Below are 21,395 nucleotides of genomic sequence, written 5' to 3' on the forward strand. Positions count from 1 at the left end.
CGACGTCGAACTATTCCACGGCCCGCCATTCAGGATCGAGACCATGACCCGTGCCGACTCTGCCACCCGCGCCCCCCAGCCGATGGCCCTCGAAGGGCTGAAGGTACTGGAACTCGGCCAGCTCATCGCCGGCCCCTTCGCCACCAAACTGCTGGGCGAATTCGGCGCCGACGTGATCAAGATCGAACCGCCGGGCACCGGCGACCCGCTGCGGCGCTGGCGCGTGATGCGCGGCGACACGTCACTGTGGTGGCATGTCCAGACCCGCAATAAGCGCTCCGTTTCGCTCGATCTGAAATCCGAACAAGGCCAGGACATCGTCAAACGACTGGTCGCCGAGGCCGATATCGTGGTCGAGAACTTCAGCCCCGGCCGGCTGGAAAAATGGGGCCTGGGCTGGGAGGCGCTGTCCGCCATCAACCCGGCGCTGATCATGGTGCGCATTTCCGGCTACGGCCAGACCGGCCCGTATCGCGACCTGCCCGGCTTTGGCGTGATCGGCGAAGCCATGGGCGGGCTGCGCTATCTGTCGGGTCACCCGGGCGAATCGTCGGTGCGCGTGGGTGTTTCGATCGGCGATTCGCTGTCGGCGCTGTACGGGGTGATCGGCGCCCTGCTCGCCCTTCAGGAACGCCAGCGCAGCGGCAAGGGCCAGTACATCGATGTCGCGCTCTATGAATCCGTTTTCGCGATGATGGAATCGCTGATTCCCGAATACGACGGCGCCGGCGTGATCCGCGAACCCAGCGGCAGCGCCCTGCCCGGCATTACGCCGTCGAACGCGTATCGCTGCGCCGACGGCACCGAAGTGCTGATCGCCGGCAACGGCGACTCCATCTTCAAGCGTCTCATGCAGGCGATCGGCCGCGACGATCTCGCCGCCGACCCGAATCTCGAACATAACGACGGCCGCAGCGCCCAGGCCGCGCGTATCGACACCGCGATCAATGACTGGACCCGCGAACGCAAGCGCGCCGACGTGCTGGAAACGCTGGAAGCCGCGCGCGTGCCCTGCGGGCGTCCTTACAACGCCAAGGATATCGTCGAAGATCCACACTACGCCGCGCGCCGAATGCTGGAAACCATCACCACCGACGACGGCAACGAACTCAAGGTGCCCGCCGTGTTGCCACGATTGTCACGGACCCCGGGCCGAATAGGCGGCGGCGGGCCACGCCTGGGCGCGCATACCCAGGATGTGCTCGACGAGTTGGGGATCGACCGCGATACGCAAGCCAGGCTGCGCGAAGCCGGCATACTCTACGAAGACAGCCAGCCGGGGACGACATCATGAGCGCGCGTGTTTTCATCAACGAGGTCGCGCCACGCGACGGTTTCCAGATCGAACGTGACTTCGTGCCGACGGCCGCCAAGATCGCGCTTATCGACGACCTCTCGCCGTTGGGCTTTGCCAAGATCGAGGCGACATCGTTCACCTCGCCCAAGGCGATTCCCAATCTGGCTGATGCGGCCGAAGTGATGACCGGCATTCAGCGCCAACCGGGCGTGGATTATGTGGCCCTGATTCCCAACGAAAAAGGTGTGGAGCGGGCGCTGGCCTGCGGCACCGACGAACTCAATTTCGTGATGTCGGCCAGCGACAGCCACGGCCGGGCCAACCTGCGTATGACGGCCAACCAGTCACTGGAACGCTTCGAACATATGGTGGCGCTTGCCGACGGCCACAACGTGTTTATCAACGCCTCGATATCGACCGCTTTCGGCTGCCCGTTCGAAGGCGAGGTCCGCCCCGAGCGCGTACTGGAAATCGTCGCACGCGCGCAGGCGCGCGGTATTCAAGGCGTCACACTCTGCGATACCACCGGCATGGCCAACCCACGCCAGGTGGCGTCGCTGTGCGCCGAGGCGCTCAGTCGTTATCCCGATATGGCGCTCACCTTGCACCTGCACAACACCCGCGGCATGGGCCTGGCCAATGCGTTTGCCGGCTATGAAGTCGGCGTAATGCGCTTCGATGCGGCACTGGGCGGCCTCGGCGGCTGCCCGTTCGCGCCCGGCGCGAGCGGCAATGTCTGTACCGAGGATCTGGTGCATATGTTCGAACAGATGGGCGTGCACACCGGCGTCGATCTCGAGCGTCTGCTCGGGGTGGCCGAGCAGTTGCCGACGCTCGTGGGCCACGACGTGCCCGGCCAGGTCGTCAAGGCCGGCACATCCCAGCGCCGCTACCCGCTGCCGGACGCTATCGGCTGATCGCTGGCCGCAGCCATGTCGCGCCACCATGCGCTAACGTAGCGGCTCCAACGACACCGCCGCGCCCTGTTCGGCGCGCGGCGCTCGCACGATTTCGATACCGGAGAAACGCAACGTGGATATGAACCTTAGCGACCGCCGTGCGGTGATCACCGGCGGCAGCCGCGGTATCGGACTCGCGATTGCCCAGGCGCTGGCAAGCGAAGGCGTAGATGTCTCGATCTGCGGGCGCAGCGCCGATGCGCTGGAGCAGGCGCGCGCAAACCTCGCGGTACACGGTACGACCGTGCATACCGCCACTGCGATGTGGGCGATGCCGACGCTATCGAAGGCTATATCAAGGGCGCGGCCGAGGCACTCGGCGGTATCGACATCCTGGTCAACAACGCCTCCGGGTTCGGCGCGGGTGATAGCGAACAAGGCTGGGCCGCTGCAATCGATGTCGATTTGCTGGGCACGGTACGCGCTACCCGAGCGGCTCGACCCTGGCTTATAGATAGCGAGCAGGCCAGCGTCATTCATATCGCATCCATCGCCGGCCAGGCGGCCTCGGCACGTACTGCCGCCTATGGCGCGATCAAGGCAGCATTGATCCAGTACACCCAGTCACAGGCGTCCGAGATGGCGGCCGACGGTATCCGCGTCAACGCCATTGCGCCCGGTTCGATCGATTTCCCCGGCGGGCTGTGGGACAAGCGACGAATCGAAACACCAGACCTCTACGAACGCACACGCGCCACGATCGCGTTCGGCCGTTTCGGCCGGCCCGAGGAAATCGCCGATGCCGCGGTGTTTCTGGCCAGCGCCCGTGCCAGCTGGATCACAGGCCAGACCCTGACGGTCGACGGCGGGCAGTTGTTGCGCTAGCCACGAGAAGCCAGCGACCGCAGCACGGCGTCGCAAAATGCAATCAAAAGCGCAAAAACATTGCAATTTCGGCATCTAATCGTCCGCGTTCCGTTCTACCGCAGCACTGAGTAATAAAAATTACCAAGCCATGCAATGCGCGCATACGATTCCCGATAATATCGTGTAATTACCATTACCGACCCGGTGATGGCAGATACGTTCAAGGAGAATGAACAGACAGCCGTAATACCCCTGAAGCATCGCTCTCGCGGGCACGCCCGCCTTACAAAACACTTCAGGGGTGGATATGCGCTACAACGCGCCGGTGACGTCGAACGAATATCTGATTGGCGAACAACAGTATCTGATCTCGCAAACCGATCTAGACAGCCATATCGTCTTTGCCAACCCTGCCTTCATCGAAGTCAGCGGGTTCGCCTGGAACGAACTCGTAGGCGAGCCGCACAACCTCATCCGGCACCCGGACATGCCGCCCGAAGCATTCGCGAACTTCTGGCAGACCATCCGTGCCGGCGAGACCTGGACCGGAATCGTCAAGAACCGACGCAAGAACGGCGATTTCTACTGGGTCCATGCAACCGTCATGCCCATTATTCAGCAGGGCAAAGCAGTGGGTTATGCCTCGGTGCGCCGCGGCGCGACCGAAGCGGAAAAAGCCCAGGCGGAGCGCGTCTATACGCGTTTGAGAAACGGCGAAAGGCCACGCGCCCACCTGGTCAACGGCGTCATTCACGAACATTCTCTCAAGGGCCGTCTGTCGCGCCTGCGTAACGTATCGTTCGGGTTCAGGCTGGCTCTCATGACCGTGGTGGCCTTGCTCGGCATCGTCGCCATGGGCGTACTTTGCTCGCAAGAGTTGAAGACACTGCATGCGATGGCACTGGAACTGGGCGAACAAAGTGAAGCCGCGCTGTCCGCGCTCGGTGCCCCCATACCCGAGTCGATAACCCGGATCGAAACGCGCACGGAAGCCTTGTTCGAGAGCATGATGCTGACCATGGTTTCAGTCGCGGCTGTATTCGGCGTCATGCTTCTCGCCTGGGGCATCGTACTCGGCCGTCGCATCATGCGCCCGCTCAACGCCGCGCTCGCGCTCAGCCGCCAGATTGCTGCCGGCAATCTCACGGCCGAAATCGAAACACGACGCAACGACGAAGTCGGCCGACTGATGAGTTCACTTAACGTGATGCGGTGCAGTCTGGTGAAGATCGTTCAGGACGTGAAAACCGGCATCGCCGTCGTGGCCCCCGCGACAGCCGAAATTGCGGCCGGCAACGCCGATCTTTCCAACCGAACCGAAGAACAGGCCGCCGCCCTCGAACAGACCGCGAGCAGCATGGAAGAAATCACCGCCAACGTCAGCCGCAGCGCGACCAGCGCGCAGTCCGCGTCGGAACTGGCCCGACAAGCGGCGAACACCGCCGAACGTGGCGGCCAGGAAATCGACACCGTAGTCGAAACCATGACCCAGATCGCCGACTCGTCGACGCAGATTCACGCAATCGTGGGCATCATCGACGACATCGCGTTCCAGACCAATCTGCTCGCACTCAACGCAGCGGTCGAAGCCGCCCGCGCCGGCGAACACGGCCGCGGCTTTGCCGTGGTGGCAGACGAGGTCCGCACGCTATCCAGCCGCACGGCCAAATCCGCAGGCGAGATCAAGAGCTTGATCGAGGCATCGAGCACGCGCGTCGACGCCGGCACCACCCAGGTCGGGCGGACCCGCGAAACCATGCAGGACATCGTGGATTCGATCCGCGAAGTCAGCACGATGATGCAGCAGGTTTCCCTTGCCGCCGAAGAACAGCGCACCGGTATCGAAGAAATCGGCGTCGCGGTTTCGCGTATGGATCAGATGACCCAGCAGAACGCAGCCTTGGTGGAACAATCGGCGGCTTCTGCGCAATCGGTAAGCAGCCAGGCGAGCGAGCTCGGGCGCAGCGTCGATATCTTCCGTATCGATCACAGCCCGATGGTCGTCCAACCCGCCGCCGCGCCTCGCATGGTTGCGGCGGCGTGCCCTTCGGCCGCACCGACACCGCGCCACGAGCGCTACCCATCAGCCGAGCCGAACGAACCTGCCATGGCCTGAACGCAGCACCGGCATGGGCCCCTGCCTGCATAGCCCGTCCCGGTGTTAGACAACTGCACCTGACAACCGATACACGAGACGGCACACTGCGCGGCTCACCCGCGCGCCGGTTAGATGTCGAGGCGCAGCGAGCCGGCCACGGGTCGCGCGTTTCAGCACGAGTTGTCGATGTTATTGAGCCGTTCGTTCGCCCTGTCCCGTCTGCTGCCGATCGGCCTGTTGCTGATCGCCATGGCTTGTATCCAGGCCGGCGCATCGCTTGCGACCGTTCTCTTTCCGGCCGTCGGGCCCGCGACGGCGACATCGCTGCGTTTGATCATCGCCGCCGCCTTACTGTGGATCATATTTCGGCCCTGGCGCTGGCGGGTGGCACGACGCGACTGGGGCAATCTCGCCACGTACGGCATCGCGCTTGGCGCCATGAACTTCCTGCTCTATCAGGCGATCGACCATATCCCGCTCGGAATCGCCGTGGCGCTCGAATTCACCGGTCCTTTGAGCGTTGCGCTGTGGTCATCGAAAAGTCGACTCGATCTGCTCTGGGTCGGGATCGCGATCACAGGCCTCGCCGTACTGCTGAGCCTCGACCACGACAGTGACACGAGCACGCTCAATATATACGGGGTGCTGTGCGCGCTAGGCGCGGGCGCCTGCTGGGCGGCTTATATCCTGTTCGGCCAGAAGGCAGGTGCCGTCAACGGCATGCAAAGCGCGGTCTGGGGCATCACCATCGCGGCCGTCGTGATTGCACCGATCGGGCTGGTGGATATCGCAGCCGACGCGTTTGACTTGCAGCTGCTGCTCATCGCACTCGGCGTGGCTATTCTGTCCACCGCGCTGCCCTACACGCTGGAAATGGTCGCCCTGCCCCGACTGCCAACACAGACGTTCGGCACGCTCATGAGTCTGGAACCGGCTTTCGGGGCGCTGTCCGGTCTGCTTTTCCTCGGCCAGGCCCTCGGGTTGCTGCAATGGCTGGCGATCGCCGCGATCGTTGTCGCCTCGGTGGGCACCACCCTGACCGGTCGCAGCGCCCAGGCGATCGACTCGCCCTATCCCAACTGACGCAGAATGTCAGGCGCGCCGCCCTTAGCGGGAGCGTAACCACAAAGGCGTTTTCCATCACCAGTAGCGATTGATATTCAGGCCGGCGCTATACGCATCGAAATTGCTGCTCAGTTCAAAACGCACATCGAGATCGCGCTCGATTGGCAACGCCACGCGCGCGGCCATTGTCGTACGCGTTTCGCCAGCGAACGGATCGTAGCCGTAGTGGAGCTGCGCGGCGGCTTTCAGCCGGGCGCCGCGCCAAACCATGCCCGCCTCGGGCCCCGTGACCCATTCAGCCTCGTTCGCGCGCGCAGTACTGCTCATCAGCGCATAGCCAACGGTCTGCGTACCAACAGCCCAGGCGCGCCCGATACCGCCAGCCCCATGAGGCCCCAATCGATCACCAGCCAGCGGGTCGCGATCAATACTCGCCTGCAGTTGCCACGACAGGGTGCTTTCGCCTGCGATATCGGCGGCGTTGATACGCAACTGGCGCAGCCGTACGAAATCGAGCCGGTCGAGACGTGGACCGTTGCCGTTACCCATGCTGATTTGCGTATCACCGACCACCAGCGCCTTTACACTGGGCGAAAGGCTCGACAGATCATCGCGATAGTACGGTGCCCAATACAAAGCCGAACGTGCTGCGGCATCGCTGGCAGTCACCCCGGCCCCGGTAAGCAGCGTACGATGGGCCTTCGACGGCGGTGCTACCGTCGGCGGTAACGCAACGCGACTCTCGCGCACCGGCAGACGCAAGCGATACGCCAGTGCCCGCCGCTTGGCCTGTTCCAGGCCGGTAGCAGATTCATCCCGTGCTGCTGCCTCGCGGTATTCGTAATATGCCAGCAGCGTATCGAGCATTGCCTGCTGACGCGGCTCGGGCCACGCACCGAAGGCGTTAGCAAGCGCTGTATCCGGCGCGACGATTACCGCGTTAACCGCCTGGGCTTCGCCACCATCCAGCGCGGAGAACTGCGCATAGACTCGTCGCTGACTGGACGGCACATAGTCGATCCTGTCGACAAGCGGCCGGCCGTCGAGCCGCGTATCGCTCAAGGTATAAAAGAGTTCGATCGGTACATACCAAAGCCGTGCTTCAGGCGTGAAGTCGTGCCCGGTCGCCAAAGTCAGCAGTTCGGCCATACGGTACGTGCAGTTCTTGGTCAGAAAGAAATAACGAAATTTCTTTGCCGCAATTTCGTACATATGCGCGGCGACCATATAGCGCTGCTCTGCCGTGAGGTCGAGACGATAGCGCCAGATGTCGCGAAATTCGGTATGCGAGTAGACCTGGTCCTCTGCGTAATAGAGTTTGTCGGAAAAGCCGGCTTCATAGCCGCCGCCAAAACCGCGGATCATGTAGGCCAGCATGTTTTCCTGTTCGGGCACCAACGCACCAAAGCTAAAACTCATGTCCAGCAATGCGTTGTGGTCGGCCGCATCGCCGTGATCGAACGTCATCAGACTATGGCCGAACGACGACGCCGGGTTGCCCAGATAACCACTGACCATGAGCACGCTCACCGAAGTGAAATCCTCAAGCCCTGCCCACCGCTCGAAACGACGACAAGCAGCATCGCCGTCGGGGGCAGGTGGCAACGCGAGCCGCGACTGCAGCCAGTGATAACGCGCCGGGAAACGACAGCGTGGCCGCTCGTCGATCGCAGCGGATGTGTCGAACCACCCGGCCACTGTGGCCCTGAGTTCAGCACGCGAATCGTGTGCGCCGTCCGGCGCAAGAAAGAAATCCGGCGACTGAATCTCGCTTTCTTCACGGCCCGGCGGTATATGAAGCAATCGCCGCCAGGTGGGCCGGCGATCCAGATCGGCGATGAGCGCGGCGTTGATTGCGCGCTCGCGCGGGCCGGCGTTCGCTTGTGGCTGCGCGCCCACGGCAGCGGAGAACGCGAGCAAGACAATCAGGCCAAGCAAGGGCCGGAACGATAAAAAACGCGACATAGACAGAAAATCGCCCGGCGTGAACCGGGCGATTCGAGCGGGGGCTTGATTGAATCCGAGCTTTAGCCGACGACGGCGCAGCTCTGTCCAGCAGGCTGGTTCGACAACGTGTCATGAAACACGCTGTACAGACGACCTGATTTCTCTACACGGCTACGCTGGCTATAGGCCTCGGCCCCGACTTCCGTAGCGAAACTTTCGCGTAGCGCGTGTACCAACCCACCGCGATCGACAGAAGGACAGCCCGCAAGCGTCATGAGGGCGTCGAGATTCTCGCCCTGACCTGCCGCAATTTCACGCTCAAGGCTCGGATAGGTGTTGTAGATCAGCGAAGCGGTCTGCTCAAGGCCGCCCTGGCAACTATCCGGTGACGAAATATTAGAAGAGATTGCCGTCGTGCCGGAATCCCAGGTGACATTGGTGACCGCAGCAACCGCATCGTTACGCGGCGCGATCATCGCGCCCAAACCACAATCGGTATAAATATCCGCAAATTCACGCGCTTGCACCGGCGACGAGAACGAGGCGGCACCCCCCCAGCGCCATGACAGCGACAAAAAGACCAGTCCATTTCATTGTTTAACCCTCTTTTTTTGACTTTTTAAATAGTCAACCCCCGTCATGGACTTTATCCGCAGTTCATAGCGTCGTAAAGCACTCTCTGAGCGCGTATGCCCTGCCCTGTGCAAATCGCCTCAAAAGCCGTTTTGCCTTGGCTGAATGCGGCCGATCACGCCGAGGCCACGCCTTCTTCTCTATGCCCGGCATGCCGGTTTCAATAAGAAGGAAAGGCCGCCAGCAAACGTAATGACTCATGCCGAGTCTTTAAAAACATGTGCTTGCGATTCACGTATGGCTCGTTATTCTTTGCCACCCCTGTCTGCCTTCCAAGTACCTGCCACCTGCGTCGATACGGTTTCCTGTCTTTTTTCGTCCTGTCGATATGGATGCTGGCAGGCTGCACCTCGCAAACACAGGTCTCGTTTGCGCCCGCGAAAGGCGAGGCCCACACGTACCGTCTATTCTCGCGCGCCGAATTCCAGATGCGCGGCGCCACCACGCCGGACGACGTGGTTGTGGAAACCGAAGGGCTGGTGCGCTATGCCGTGGGCGATCGCGAACGCCCCATCACGGTCACACCACTCAATCTTTGTGTGACCGGCCAAAGAGGCAGCCGGAACTACTGCAGTTCCTGGGCGGGCGAGCGCTCACCGCAGGTACGCGACATGCTCGCGGCCGGCTTCGAAATTGACGGCGATGCCGAGAATACGCAGCGCTGGCTCCGATCAGCGGACCCGGCCACCGTCTCGGCCCTGCGCGATCGCGACGAAGATATGGCCCGGCTGCTACCGCGCCAGTTCGTGGCGCCCGGCGTGTTTGCCGGACTGGATGCCACGCCAGGCAGCACGCAAACGCTGGATAACATCGCCGGCCTGCCGGCGGCTGTACTCACCGTGATGGCGGTTACGCCTGAACGCGTCTTCGTATCGCTCGCCCCTCGGTCGACGGCGACCATCTGGCCGGGCATCTGGTCATCGATCGCCACAACGGCTGGATCGAGCGGATGGCCGCGGTCTACGAAAGCAGCGCGTCCATGGGCGGCCGACAAGAGCCGGTGCGCCAGCTCATCACGCTGGCGCCGACAGACTGGCACGCACAGTCGCTGCGCCACCACTACGACGCGCCGCGCTAAGATTCACGGTCGGAAGGCCAGGTTTACACAACGTTCAATACGAGCCCAACCACGGCCGTCGCCCTCGACGAGGACGACCCACACGCACCCGAGCCGCTGGCCGAAGGCGAGGTTTTCCCTACCGCGGTTGGCGGTTTCAGGGCAGACACAGCCTGGGGTGTCGAGCTGGATTTCGACCATGCCCTGTGGGAAGACCAGCGTTCACGCTTCGGGCGGCTGGCATACCGCGACCTGACACCGCGCGACGCCAATGATCGCGCCATCGATCTCGAGCTGGCCGGCGGCTATACGAAAACGGCGCCCGATACGCATACCGGCAACCTGCACACGAGCAATCGGCGCTTGCCGCTGGGTATCGAGCATGTCGCCGAACGCAACAACGGCCTATGGCCCGACTGGGTCCGGCCAGGCGAACGCGATCTGTTCGCCACGATCCTCGGCAACGGCAGCGCCCGTTTGCTGCCACTGCACATCGATCCCAAGGCTCGTGCCGTAACGGTCGCAGTCCGGGTGCTGGCCGACCAGCCGGCCTTTAGCAAGGCGGTGCGATTCATTCCATACAAGGCGCGCTACAACGCGCTGGATATCGGCCCGGGCGTGCATATCCCGCTGAATTTCGTGCCGTCGAGGCTTTTCAGCGAACTCCGCGGCGAGCAGCAAGTGCGTGCCATGGCCGATGACAAACTCAAGCCGCTTGCCATGGACAGCGGCGCGCCGATCTTCGCGCTCTCGCCCGAACAGAGCGCGCTGTGCACCCTCTCGGCCACGACGCCGAACGGCAAACCGGTGGCCGCACGCCGGCAGGTGATACGCCAGGAATACCCGACGTTCGGGGATGGCGTCGACCGCCAGATGCTGGACACCCTGCTCTGGCGACTGATCGCGAACGACGGCGGCCCGGCCAATACCGAGGGTGCGGTCGAACTGGGGCTGCGTTGCCGTACCGGCCAGTGGCAGACAGCCAATTACGACCTGGGCGACCGCCCATGGCTGATCGACCTGGAACGCTTGACCGGCCAACAGCCGGACCCGGCCATGCCGGTTGGCGTGCTGCTCGGACGTTATCGTTTTATGGACGCCGATGGTCAGCCCCTGAGTGTACTGCCGGCCCAGTTCGACAACTTCTGGGATTACCAGCCGGCCAACGACCGTCTCGCGCCGTTTCTCGTCGACGGGCGCTACCTGCGAATCGCCGGGCAACCTGCCAGTGTCGAAGTCGTGAAACCCGGCGACATCACAATCGACAGGCGCTGGACGCTACCGGCAGCCGAGACACCCCAGCACGCTCGGTGATCGAACAACAGGACCTGGCTGGCCCCGTTTTCTGGCTTCGTATCCAAGCGGCTGCGGCATGCAGGCCGCAGCGTGGCTACGCTCATTGCGTTACGGACTCACCTGTCAGAGTCTCGACTAGCGTGCGCGCCCGCTGATCGAGCTCGCCAACCGACGTATCGCCGCCGCCGGCACTCGCCATGCCCACCAAGCGATAGACCGCTGCGAGCATGCGCATCTGCAAGCCGTCCATTTCGTCGGCCACGACGTACGCCATGGCCATCAGCGCCGCCGCGCGTTCCGGGTCGCTGTTCGTATACGTCACGCCCAGGCCATACCAGGCCTGGGCCGTGGTCGGATCGGCCCAGAGGGCATGCCGATAATAGTGCTGCGCCGTGTCGAGCTCTCGAAGCAACAGCATCCATTTGGCGGCTTCGGCCGCAACCACCCCGGCATAGGGGTCGTCGTCGACGATCGACTTCAGGCCTTCGACACGTGCTTCTAGCCGTTCCCGCGTGTCGCCCGTCTTGCGGCCCTCCTTTGGCATGACATGCGCATCCATCATCAGATCTCGGTAAGCCCGCAGGCTTGACCGCCGAGGGCCCCGGTGCCGCATCGCTTGCCGGTGCAAGGCCCCGACGCGCGCCCTAAAGACCTCGCGATCGCCGCTGTTCACCGCCGCCACGGTCTTGTCGATGTCTGCCTTGAGCTCGCTGTCGCCAGGTGCTGACTCGGGCGCCGGCCTTGCTACGGTCGGCGGCGCCGTCGAATCAGCCGGCGGCCGCTGCCCTGCTTCGTTTGTACTGGGTGACGACGCGGCACTGCGCGCCTGGGATTTCGGCGCCGGGGGCTGCGCACAACCGCGTAACGTCAATGCACCCACCAGCACGACGAGCAAAAACACAACCGTGGCCGCAACGGCGCGGGCCTGATCTGCCGATGCCTTCGTGATGGCCGCGGTCGCCGGCGTCGCCTGAACGCCGCCGGCCTGGGCGCTGCCGCGCCTTCTTGTCGTATGACGTGCGGCGCGAACGCGGGCCGCAGTGCGTTGACGCACACGCTGGCGCACTTTCTGCTGCTGGCGTTCACGTCTTTTACGACGCGCGCCCGCGCTGCGACGCGACGAGGCCAACACCCGTTCGCGTGCACATTCGCCACAAGGCTGGCCGGCGAAATGCTGGTGCGCGTCGTCCTTCGAACAGACCACGATCCGCCCCGAGTCGCGCCGGGCATAGACCGACAGCGCGTCCGCCCAGGCGGCTGCGCTCGGGCGATCAGTCGATGCAAAGGCGCGATCGAACAAATCACGCAGCTCGCGCGGCATCGCCTCGTGTGCACTAACGGGGCTCGGCGCAAGTTGCGGGTGCGGCTGGCGGCCGTAGGCATAGAGCCACCCGCGAATTCGTGCCGGAATATCGGTCGGCACCCGGTCATCGGCCGGCTTGCCGGTAAACGGATGAATACCGAAATTCAGCAGCCGGAATACGATCACCGCAAGCGCGAACAGATCCTGCTCGCGGCCCTTGCCGGGCTTGACGCCACGCCCCTGAAATTCCGGCGCGAGATAGTCCGGGGTGAATTGTTCGGCCGGAAAACGCCGGCTGCGCCCCTGAACGGAAAACCCGTCGCAATCGAGCAGCGCGATATACAGCGAGTCGCGATAGAACCGCAGATTCACCGGCTTGAGATCGACCAGATAATGCTTCTGGCGGTGTAGCGACGAAATGACGCTGGCCAGATTCGCGGCCAGCGTCATCTTTACCCCGAGCGTAGGGTTCAGCCCGGCGGCACGGGCCTGGCGTGCCTGCAACATGAGCTCGAGCTCTTCGGTCGAGCCCATGTCCAACAGCGGCATGGCAAAGCCGATGAAGCGACTGCCGCGATCAAAGATCTTGTCCTGTGGCCAAGCGATCTGGGTAACGGTTTCGCCGCGAAACTCACGTGCCGGCAGACGCGGCGCGAGTTCGAGCATGGCCTCGATTTTGTGCGCATATTCGCCGCGCTCGATATGCGGGTGATAGATCTTGGCGACCTGGTCGGGCGCATCCGGCAGACGATAGATCGTGCCGGCACCGCCGCTCTTGATCGACGCCCCCAGCGCCATCGAGCGCGCGCCGACACGTACGCGATGGCCCTGGCGATCACCGCGCGGCATCCGTCGCGCCTCCAACGAAGTCTTGCCCTGCTGCCATTCAATGGCTCTGTCCATTGCGCCGAACGTCGGTGCGCGCCTGCCAGCGAACGCGGGAGTATAGCGCCGCTACGGTGACGCTGCGTACACGGGCGCTATCCGCGGATTGGCGCTAAACTTATGCCAAATCAACAGGAAGCATGCCATGAGCGATAACGCGATCCCGGACGTGGCCCTGGTCGACAACACCGAACAACGCACCCCGCTGGTGCTGGTGCTGGATCGCTCCGGCAGCATGGGCGGCGCGCCGATCGAACAGCTCAACGAAGGCCTGCAGCTGCTCGAACAGGAACTCAAGAACGACGTCATTGCCGCCAAGCGCGTGCGTATTCTCATCGTCACCCTGGGCGATTTCGACGAAGCCACCATCGTCGGCGACTGGTGCGACGCCATGGACTTCACCGCGCCGACACTCGAAGCAAACGGCACTACGCCGACCGGTCAGGGCGTGGAGATTGCGCTCGCCGAGATCGAAGACGAGAAAGCGCGCTACAAGGAGTCCGGTATTGCCTATACCCGGCCCTGGCTGTTCGTCATGAGCGACGGCCTGCCCACCGATGCCTGGGAGCAGAGTGCAGCCGAATGCTGCCAGGCCGAAACCGACCAGAAGGTCGCCGTCTTTCCCATCGCTGTCGGCAACGGCTCCAATGCGGAAACGTTGGGCGCGTTTTCCAGCCGTGGCGTGGCCGGGGTGAAACAACTGGCCGGCCTGCATTTCAAGGAACTGTTCCTGTGGTTGAGCACCAGCCTGCAGACCGTGTCCCAGTCCCAGGCCGGCGATCGTGTCCAGCTGCCGCCGACCGATAGCTGGTCGTCGGTTCAGGTCTAGGCCGCCCCGGTGAGTTGGCAGCTATTCGGCGCGTCGGCGATCGGCGCATCGCATATCGCAGGCGATCTACCCTGCCAGGACGCCCACGCCTATCGCCGTACCGAGTCCGGTTTCGTGGGCGTGGTCTGCGACGGTGCCGGTTCGGCCGCGTATAGCGATATCGGCGCCCGCCTGGTGTGCGCCCAGGTAGTCGATGTACTCGCCGATGCGATCACACCGCCGGAAACACTCACCGCCGAGGTCGCACGGGATCGTGTCGCCTGGGCGCTGGCCGGCGCCCGCAATCGCCTCGCGCGACGTGCCGTGGCCGAATCGCACGCGCTCAAGGACTATGCCTGTACCGTGGTTGGTGCCTGGATGGGCGCCCACGGCGGCTGGCTGTTCCATATCGGCGACGGGCTGGGCGTGGCGCGCTTGGCCAGCGGCGACACGGTTTCCGCCCCGGAAAACGGTGAATACGCGAACGAAACCTTCTTTCTCACCGGCCGCGACTGGACCACGCATCTACGCATGACGCCGGTCGAAAGCGGCTGCGAGAGCGTGCTGCTCATGTCCGACGGCGCCATGGGGTTCGTCATGGACAAGGGTGGCCGGCAGGTCTATGCCCCGTTTTTCGACCCGGTCGCGCGCTTTCTGCGCAGCAGCGACGAAACACCCGGCAACGAAGCGCTGCAGGCCACCCTGGCCGACGCACGCACGCATGGCATCACCGGCGACGACAAGACCCTGCTGATCGCGCTCGCCCCGCCGGCCTGAACACGACACCGCTGGCCGACACGCCCGACATCGCTATGATGGCGGCCTGCCTGTGTTTTCCCTCGGAGCCGTCGTGGCCGACTCGCCTGTTCTATCGCCTGCCGAAACCCTGACCCGTGTCGATGCCGTCAGCGAAGCGCTCGCCCGGCATCGTTATATCGGCTCGAGTCGAATCGCGACCGTGGTCTATTTGGCAGTCCATCTACAAAAGCCGGTGCTCGTCGAAGGCCCGCCCGGGGTCGGCAAGACTGAACTGGCCAAGACCGTGGCGGCCATGCTCGAACTGCCGCTGATCCGCCTGCAGTGCTATGAAGGCCTGGACGAGGCCAAGGCGCTCTATGAATGGAAATACGGCAAACAGCTGCTCTATATCCAGGTACTCAAGGACAAGATCGATGATGCGCTCGGCGGCGCGCGCGGGCTGCGCGAGTCGGTGGAGCGCCTGCATGGCTACGACGATATCTTCTTCTCCGAGGATTTCCTGGAAGCCCGGCCGTTGCTCAAGGCCCTGCGCGAGCCGCAGGGCAGCGTGCTGCTGCTCGACGAAATCGATAAATCGGACGAAGAGTTCGAAGCCCTGCTGCTGGAAATGCTCTCGGACTATCAGGTCACCGTGCCCGAAATCGGCACCATCCGTGCTGCCGGCACGCCGCCGATCGTATTCCTGACCTCCAACAACACGCGCGATGTATCGGACGCGCTCAAGCGCCGCTGCCTGCATCTGTATATCCCCTTCCCCGAACCCGCGCTGGAACAACAGATCATCGAAACCCGCGTGCCCGAGATCACCGCCGCGCTGCGTCGCCAGCTGGTAGCTTTCGTACAGGGCCTGCGCGAAATGGACTTGCGCAAGCCCCCGGCGATCAGCGAAACGATCGATTGGGCACGTACCCTGCTGCTGCTCAATGTCGACACGCTCGACGAAGCCTGGGTCCGCGACACGCTCAACGTGCTGCTCAAGTTCGAAGACGATGTCGAAGCGGTGTCGTCGCAATTGCCCACGCTCTTGCGCCGAGTCAACGGCTAGCCGTGCAGCGCACGCTTACCGACTTCGTGCGCGCCTTGCGATCGGCCGATGTGCGTGTCTCCACGGCGGAAACACTGGATGCGTTTCGGGCGGCTGAAATGATCGGCTGGCATGAACGCGGCCAGCTCAAGGACGCCCTGGCTGCCGTGCTGGCCAAAAGCGCCGACGAGGCCGAGGCCTTCGATGCCTGTTTCGAGCAGTTCTTTCGGTTCGACGATTTCAGCGGCGTAGCGCCGAACACCACGGTTGAAGACACGGCACAAGACGAAGCCGAACTCGAACAACAAATCGCGCCTGGCGAAGGCCGGGGCGGCGGCGGCGGTGGCACCGGCGGCGAAGCCGTCGATGAACCGAATACGGCCGCCAATGACGATACGCAGCCGCAAACGGGCGCCTCCATACCCGGCCCATCATTCGGCTCAGCAAGCTCGCCACTCGGCCGCCAGCTCATGGCCGACGATCGCACCGCGCTGGCGGTGGCGATTTCACAAGCCGCACGCGCGCATGCACTCGAAGACATCAAGGTCTTCACCCAGCAGGGTTTATATACCCGCCGTATTCTCGACAGCATGGGCCGCAGCGCGTTGATGGACGAAATTCTTGCGCGTGAAGCCGACAGCGCAGCCGGCGACCGGGCACTCGGCGCCGAACTGCGCCGTCGCTATGAACAGCTACGCGCTCATGTACGCGATCATGTCGAGCGTCAGTTCGTGTTGCATGCCGATGCCCAGGGCGAACGCCTGCGTGAGCGCATGCTCTACAAGGCACGTCTGGCAGCGATATCGCGCCGCGACGATGCGCTCATGCGCCGCGCGATCGAGCGCATGGCCCGTCAGCTCATCGCCGCGCATTCGCGCAAACGCCGGGTAAAACAACGCGGCCAACTCGACGTGGCACGTACGGTTCGGCGCAATATGCGCCACGACGGCACGCTCATCGAGCTGGCCTGGCGCTCGAAACAGGTCGAACGCCCGCGCGTGTTCGCGATCTGCGATGTGTCCGGCTCGGTCGCGCTATATGCGCGCTTCATGCTCATGTTCCTCTACAGCCTGGGCGACGTGCTGCCCAAGGTGCGGGCCTTCGCCTTCTGTTCGGATATGGCCGAAGTCACCGATCTGTTCAAGCAACACGATCTCGACGAGGCCATGGCGCGCACCCTGGCCGCGCACGGCCAGGGCAGTACCGACTACGGCCATGCGCTGGCCGATTTCGAGCGCCTCGCACTGGACGACGTAGACCGGCGCTCGACCGTACTCATCCTCGGCGACGCCCGTAACAACGAGGGCGAAGCGCGTACCGACCTACTGCGCAAGATCTACGACCGTGCCAAGCGCGTCATCTGGCTCAACCCGGAACCGTGCGTGGCCTGGGATACAGGGGATTCGGTGATGAGCCGTTACCGCGCACATTGCCACCAGGTCAACGAATGTGGCTCGCTGGCACAGCTCGAACGCGTCGTCTCGGATTTGTTGCGGCACGTACGCTGACAGCGCCCAGCCCACGCCGTGCGATATAACTCTGCCGGGGGTTTTTGGGCACGAGAGCGCGCGGCGTGATACCGAGACGGGCGGCAGACGACGATACATTTCGAACGGCATCGCTCGGGAAAGGCGATCTAACACTGCTGTCTTCGAGCGCGCCGCATCGCAGGATCGTTCTGCGAGCCTTGCTGTGGCTCACGATCGGCTGCGGCGTCTTCTCTGCCTGCGTCAACACGACGGTCGGCAATTATCCGGTGGCCGTGGCCGAAATCGCCATGGCGGGCTACGCGTGCATGCTGCTGTACGTGACCCGCGAACGCGTGCTTGATCTCAATCGCTGGATACTCGCCTATCTGATTCCGTTCTGTACCACCATGATGTTCGCCTGCTGGTACCGGCGCGCCGAACCCACCGTGTTCGTGTGGCCGATACTCATTCCGGTCATTTCCTATCTGCTGCTCGGCCGGCGTACCGGCTTCTGGTTCACCACCATTTTTCTGAGCATCGCGCTGGCGATCTTCGGCTTCAAGATCACGGAAACGGGCGATTTGTATGCGGTGGCCGCGATCGCCAACGTCGTTCTCTGCGCGGCGTGTATCTTCGGGTTGTCGCATGCCTACGAGGTCACCCGTGAGCAAGCCGAAGACCGCCTGCGCGCGCTTGCACTGCGTGATCCGCTCACCGGTCAGTGCAACCGAGCGGGCATGGCTGAAGCCTTCCAGCGTCAGCGTGCCCAGGCAAGACGATACGGAACGCCGCTCGCAATCGTGCTGATCGACCTCGATCACTTCAAACAGGTCAATGATCGATACGGCCATGAGACCGGAGACAAGGTGCTGATTGCATTCGCCGAATGCCTGACAAGCACCCTGCGCGAAAGCGATCTGGCCTGCCGGCTCGGTGGCGAAGAGTTTGCGCTCATGTTGCCTCGCACCGAGATCAAAGAAGCGCAACGCACCGCGGAACGCCTTCGCCATGCGATCGCGCAGGCCCACAGCGAACACAACGGTCACCGAATTTCGGTCACGGCGACGCTCGGCGTCGCCGAACTCGACAGCGCGAAAGACGATCTGCAAAGTCTGCTTGCACGCGCCGATAGGCGGCTTTACCAAGGCAAAAGCGCGGGACGCGACCGGGTCGTGGCCGCTTGACCCCGCTGGGCGATAACAGCAGCGCGCTCATCGGACCCATCGGTTCGCGCCGGGGCGAGCGCACCCGTTCCGCCCCGCACATGGCCAGACCGATCCCGTTCATCGCAGTCGCTGCACGGCGCGTGCGACGCGCAAGGTCCACGCTAGGCTAGAATCGCGCCCCGTGTGTTCGGCTTGGAGTCGAGCCGCGGGCACGATTCGTACCGCCGGGATGGGCTGTTTTGTTCACGATCCGACACGCCAGATTGCGCCGCATCGAAAGCGCGCGACTGATTCGATTGGCGCTGCCGATCGTCGGCGCGCAGCTCGCTCAGGTCGGCATGGGCACGGTCGATGTCGCGATGACCGGCCACGCCAGTGCCACCGATCTGGCCGCAGTATCCATCGGCTCCAGCCTGTGGCTGCCGCTGGTGCTGTTCATGATCGGCACGCTCATGGGCCTGACACCCATCGTGGCCCAACACGTGGGCGCACGCCGGTTTGGTCAGATCCGCCCAGCCGTGCACCAGGCGCTGTGGGTCGCTGCCGTGCTGGGGCTGGCCTGTGCGCTGGGGATTCGTGAACTGGCCAAGCCGCTGTTTGCTTTCATGTCGGTACCCGAAGACGTATCGCCCCTGGCCATGCGCTACCTGGCCGGCGTGGCCTTCGGGCTGCCAGCGATCGCGCTGTATGAAACGCTGCGCTTCTATTCCGACGGCATGGGCCATACGCGCGCCTCGTTGCAGTTCGCACTGCTCGGCCTGGCGGTCAATGTGGTCGCCAACTATGTCCTGATATTCGGCGGCGACGGACTGGTATCCCTGTTCGGCGCGGGCGTGCCCGAGGTGTTGCAGGCCATACCGGCGCGCGGCGCGGCAGGCTGCGGCATCGCCACGGCGTTATCCATGTGGTCGATGTTTTTGGCCATGCTGCTCTACACCAAGCTGGCGCCTGCCTATAACCGCGCCCGCTTTGGCGCCGCCTTCTCCGGGCCGTCGCTGGCACCGATTGCCGAACTGCTGCGTGTTGGCCTGCCCGTGGGTGTAGCGATCTTTGCCGAAGTGTCGCTATTCACGCTCATCGCGTTGTTCCTCGCCGGCTACGGCGAAATCGTGATTGCTGCACATACCGTGGCGCTGAACTTCAGCTCGGTGTTGTTCATGGTGCCGCTGTCGCTGGGCATGGCGCTGACCGTGCGTGTCGGCCAGGCGCTCGGGCGCGGCAAACTGCGTCACGCACGTTTTGTGGCGTTCAACGGCGTGCTCTGTGCGCTGGCGGCCGCCTTCGTGATCGACCTGATTCTGGTTTTCGCCGGGCCGTTTGCGGTATCGCTGTATACCAGCAATGACGCCGTTCAACGGCTCGCGATCGAGTTGCTTCTGATCGCCACGCTCTATCAGTTCTCCGACGCGCTGCAGGTGAGTATTGCCGGCGCCCTACGCGGCTACAAGGACACGCGCATCATCATGGTGGTGACGCTGCTGTCCTATTGGGGCGTGGGCGTCGGTCTGGGCAATCTGCTCGGGCGTGGTGTGAGCGGGTCTTTTCGAGGGCCTGGGCGTCTACGGCTACTGGATCGGCCTGATTGCCGGGCTGAGTGTGGCCGCCGCCCTGCTCGGCCGGCGACTGGTCCGTACCTCGCAACTGCGCCGCTTTTCAGCCGCCGGCCCGTGAATGCGTCGAGCGCCGCCCGCGACACGTAAAAGCGCTGCATGAATACGATCAATCCGGACAAGCTGCAGCACAGCAAGTGGACCGCGGCCCGACCCGAGGCCGGCGAAAAACACTTCATCGTGGTCGATCTGCTGCGCGACGACAACGAGAACGTCGCCCAGGCCGTGCTCGAGGCCGTACTCACCCGGCGCCGGATCACGCTCGCCTGGCGTGAGCTCAAGAACGACGATATCTGGCGGATCGGCTGGCAATAGCGGTGTCGATGGCACCGACGCGGTGCCCCGGCCTCACAGGCACGCGGTATCAGTGGTTACACTTGAGGGCAGACATTCCACAGCGTGCAGCCCGGCCCATGAATACCGATGAGTTCCAGCGCCGCTACGGCAATCGCATGGCTCCGCCGCCACGACGGCTGCTGATCAGCGAACTGCTCACACCGGCGCGCCTGGCCTTCGACCCGGCCACATACAAACGCTTGCCGCGTGATATCGACGGCGACAATCGGCCGGTCATGTTGCTGCCGGGGCTCGGCGCCGGCCCCGGCTCGATGTGGTTGATCCGTCGTTACCTGCGCCGCTGCGGCTTTCGCACCTGGGACTGGGGCCAGGGCAAGAACCACGGCAACGTCGAACGGCTCGCCCCGCGCGTGATCGAACGCCTGCAGATGCTCGTCGAGCGCACAGGCGAGCCGCTATCGCTGGTCGGCTGGAGCCTGGGCGGCTATATTGCACGCGAAGTCACCCGCGAGTATCCCCACCTCGTACGTCGTGTCGTGACCATCGGCAGCCCGGTGGTCGGCGGGCCGAAGTATACGAGCGTGAATCGCCTTTACGAACGCCGCGGCTTGTCGGCCGACGCGCTCGAAGCCGCCACGCTGGAACGCTACGCCAACCCTATCCAGCGGCCGGTCCGCGCGATCTATAGCGAAGCCGACGGCGTGGTCGCCTGGCAGGCCTGTATCGATCGCTTCAGCGACGACGTTCAGCACATCCGCGTGACTGGCACCCATGTCGGGCTGGGGTTTTCCAAACAGGTGCTACGCCGGCTGCCGGCGCTGCTGGATGCATAGCGGCGCGTTCGACTCAGACCCGAACGTCCACCGTGCTGCCGGCCAGGCCGCGCCCCGAGGAGCTACGCTCATTTCTGGTGTA

Annotated in this window: 17 protein-coding genes and 1 pseudogene; 15 read left to right on the forward strand and 3 right to left on the reverse strand. The window is 63.7% G+C overall.

Annotated features, from left to right (window positions below; translation table 11 throughout):
- The first annotated feature begins 43 nt into the window (after positions 1 to 43).
- From SSPSH_RS11815 to SSPSH_RS11835, 5 genes and pseudogenes are all read left to right on the forward strand, one after another.
- The gene (locus SSPSH_RS11815; RefSeq protein WP_006914895.1) at positions 44 to 1,294 is read left to right on the forward strand and encodes a CaiB/BaiF CoA transferase family protein; all 1,251 of its coding nucleotides are present in this window, start codon (positions 44 to 46) and stop codon (positions 1,292 to 1,294) included.
- Complete coding sequence (locus SSPSH_RS11820; RefSeq protein ID WP_006914894.1) at positions 1,291 to 2,214, forward strand: hydroxymethylglutaryl-CoA lyase; 924 nt, start codon at positions 1,291 to 1,293, stop codon at positions 2,212 to 2,214. The genes SSPSH_RS11815 and SSPSH_RS11820 overlap by 4 nt, the downstream gene beginning before the upstream one ends.
- A 121-nt stretch (positions 2,215 to 2,335) precedes the next feature.
- Positions 2,336 to 3,081, forward strand: a pseudogene (locus SSPSH_RS11825) (SDR family NAD(P)-dependent oxidoreductase).
- A gap of 289 nt (positions 3,082 to 3,370) precedes the next feature.
- Positions 3,371 to 5,179, forward strand: coding sequence for a methyl-accepting chemotaxis protein (locus SSPSH_RS11830; RefSeq protein ID WP_006914891.1), 1,809 nt, complete (start codon positions 3,371 to 3,373; stop codon positions 5,177 to 5,179).
- 168 nt (positions 5,180 to 5,347) lie between these two features.
- Positions 5,348 to 6,244 (forward strand): EamA family transporter, encoded by an 897-nt coding sequence (locus SSPSH_RS11835; RefSeq protein ID WP_006914890.1) that lies wholly within the window; start codon positions 5,348 to 5,350, stop codon positions 6,242 to 6,244.
- 57 nt (positions 6,245 to 6,301) lie between these two features.
- On the opposite strand, the gene SSPSH_RS11840 is transcribed toward SSPSH_RS11835, so the two are convergent.
- Both SSPSH_RS11840 and SSPSH_RS11845 read right to left on the reverse strand, forming a co-directional pair.
- A complete protein-coding gene (locus tag SSPSH_RS11840) occupies positions 6,302 to 8,191 on the reverse strand; it encodes an Lnb N-terminal periplasmic domain-containing protein (protein WP_006914889.1) in 1,890 nt (629 codons plus the stop codon).
- 62 nt (positions 8,192 to 8,253) lie between these two features.
- The gene (locus SSPSH_RS11845) at positions 8,254 to 8,700 is read right to left on the reverse strand and encodes a DUF3015 family protein (RefSeq protein WP_275450713.1); all 447 of its coding nucleotides are present in this window, start codon (positions 8,698 to 8,700) and stop codon (positions 8,254 to 8,256) included.
- Between the two features lie 1,055 nt (positions 8,701 to 9,755).
- Here SSPSH_RS11845 and SSPSH_RS19710 point away from each other — a divergent pair.
- Together SSPSH_RS19710 and SSPSH_RS11855 are read left to right on the forward strand one after the other, a co-directional pair.
- Positions 9,756 to 9,884 carry a hypothetical protein gene (locus SSPSH_RS19710; RefSeq protein ID WP_006914886.1) on the forward strand — a complete coding sequence of 43 codons (129 nt, stop codon included), beginning with the start codon at positions 9,756 to 9,758 and terminating at the stop codon, positions 9,882 to 9,884.
- A 342-nt stretch (positions 9,885 to 10,226) separates the two neighbouring features.
- Positions 10,227 to 11,177, forward strand: a complete 951-nt coding sequence (locus SSPSH_RS11855) for a hypothetical protein (protein ID WP_021031739.1) — start codon at positions 10,227 to 10,229, stop codon at positions 11,175 to 11,177.
- A gap of 82 nt (positions 11,178 to 11,259) precedes the next feature.
- Here the strand turns inward: SSPSH_RS11855 and SSPSH_RS17995 are convergent, their stop codons facing one another.
- Positions 11,260 to 13,365, reverse strand: a complete 2,106-nt coding sequence (locus tag SSPSH_RS17995; RefSeq protein ID WP_006914882.1) for a hypothetical protein — start codon at positions 13,363 to 13,365, stop codon at positions 11,260 to 11,262.
- Positions 13,366 to 13,492: 127 nt separating this feature from the next.
- On the opposite strand from SSPSH_RS17995, the gene SSPSH_RS11865 reads away from it, so the two are divergent.
- The 8 genes from SSPSH_RS11865 (at position 13,493) to SSPSH_RS11900 (ending at position 21,313) form a co-directional block, all read left to right on the forward strand.
- Positions 13,493 to 14,176, forward strand: coding sequence for a vWA domain-containing protein (locus SSPSH_RS11865; RefSeq protein WP_006914881.1), 684 nt, complete (start codon positions 13,493 to 13,495; stop codon positions 14,174 to 14,176).
- 9 nt (positions 14,177 to 14,185) lie between these two features.
- The gene (locus SSPSH_RS11870) at positions 14,186 to 14,932 is read left to right on the forward strand and encodes a PP2C family serine/threonine-protein phosphatase (RefSeq protein WP_006914880.1); all 747 of its coding nucleotides are present in this window, start codon (positions 14,186 to 14,188) and stop codon (positions 14,930 to 14,932) included.
- A gap of 73 nt (positions 14,933 to 15,005) precedes the next feature.
- On the forward strand, positions 15,006 to 15,959 hold the full coding sequence (locus SSPSH_RS11875; protein ID WP_021031741.1) for an AAA family ATPase: 954 nt from the start codon (positions 15,006 to 15,008) through the stop codon (positions 15,957 to 15,959).
- Between the two features lie 2 nt (positions 15,960 to 15,961).
- Positions 15,962 to 17,446: a vWA domain-containing protein gene (locus SSPSH_RS11880; protein ID WP_006914878.1), complete on the forward strand. Its 1,485-nt coding sequence runs from the start codon at positions 15,962 to 15,964 to the stop codon at positions 17,444 to 17,446.
- Between the two features lie 65 nt (positions 17,447 to 17,511).
- Entirely contained in the window at positions 17,512 to 18,591 is a 1,080-nt protein-coding gene (locus SSPSH_RS11885) for a GGDEF domain-containing protein (RefSeq protein ID WP_021031742.1), read from the forward strand.
- 245 nt (positions 18,592 to 18,836) lie between these two features.
- Positions 18,837 to 20,273, forward strand: a complete 1,437-nt coding sequence (locus SSPSH_RS11890) for an MATE family efflux transporter (protein WP_202962166.1) — start codon at positions 18,837 to 18,839, stop codon at positions 20,271 to 20,273.
- A 9-nt stretch (positions 20,274 to 20,282) separates the two neighbouring features.
- Positions 20,283 to 20,498, forward strand: coding sequence for a TIGR02450 family Trp-rich protein (locus tag SSPSH_RS11895; RefSeq protein ID WP_006914875.1), 216 nt, complete (start codon positions 20,283 to 20,285; stop codon positions 20,496 to 20,498).
- A gap of 98 nt (positions 20,499 to 20,596) precedes the next feature.
- Positions 20,597 to 21,313: an esterase/lipase family protein gene (locus SSPSH_RS11900; RefSeq protein ID WP_006914874.1), complete on the forward strand. Its 717-nt coding sequence runs from the start codon at positions 20,597 to 20,599 to the stop codon at positions 21,311 to 21,313.
- Positions 21,314 to 21,395: the final 82 nt, after the last annotated feature.

The sequence above is a fragment of the Salinisphaera shabanensis E1L3A genome, from assembly GCF_000215955.2.
Taxonomy (GTDB): domain Bacteria; phylum Pseudomonadota; class Gammaproteobacteria; order Nevskiales; family Salinisphaeraceae; genus Salinisphaera; species Salinisphaera shabanensis.

Excerpts from the sequence above, each read along its gene's own strand:
- SSPSH_RS11815 (WP_006914895.1), top strand. The coding sequence starts at position 44 with ATGACCCGTGCCGACTCTGCCACCCGCGCCCCCCAGCCGATGGCCCTC.
- SSPSH_RS11820 (WP_006914894.1), top strand. The coding sequence starts at position 1,291 with ATGAGCGCGCGTGTTTTCATCAACGAGGTCGCGCCACGCGACGGTTTC.
- SSPSH_RS11830 (WP_006914891.1), top strand. The coding sequence starts at position 3,371 with ATGCGCTACAACGCGCCGGTGACGTCGAACGAATATCTGATTGGCGAA.
- SSPSH_RS11835 (WP_006914890.1), top strand. The coding sequence starts at position 5,348 with ATGTTATTGAGCCGTTCGTTCGCCCTGTCCCGTCTGCTGCCGATCGGC.
- SSPSH_RS11840 (WP_006914889.1), bottom strand. The coding sequence starts at position 8,191 with ATGTCGCGTTTTTTATCGTTCCGGCCCTTGCTTGGCCTGATTGTCTTG.
- SSPSH_RS19710 (WP_006914886.1), top strand. The coding sequence starts at position 9,756 with ATGGCCGCGGTCTACGAAAGCAGCGCGTCCATGGGCGGCCGACAAGAG.
- SSPSH_RS17995 (WP_006914882.1), bottom strand. The coding sequence starts at position 13,365 with ATGGACAGAGCCATTGAATGGCAGCAGGGCAAGACTTCGTTGGAGGCG.
- SSPSH_RS11865 (WP_006914881.1), top strand. The coding sequence starts at position 13,493 with ATGAGCGATAACGCGATCCCGGACGTGGCCCTGGTCGACAACACCGAA.
- SSPSH_RS11895 (WP_006914875.1), top strand. The coding sequence starts at position 20,283 with ATGAATACGATCAATCCGGACAAGCTGCAGCACAGCAAGTGGACCGCG.
- SSPSH_RS11900 (WP_006914874.1), top strand. The coding sequence starts at position 20,597 with ATGAATACCGATGAGTTCCAGCGCCGCTACGGCAATCGCATGGCTCCG.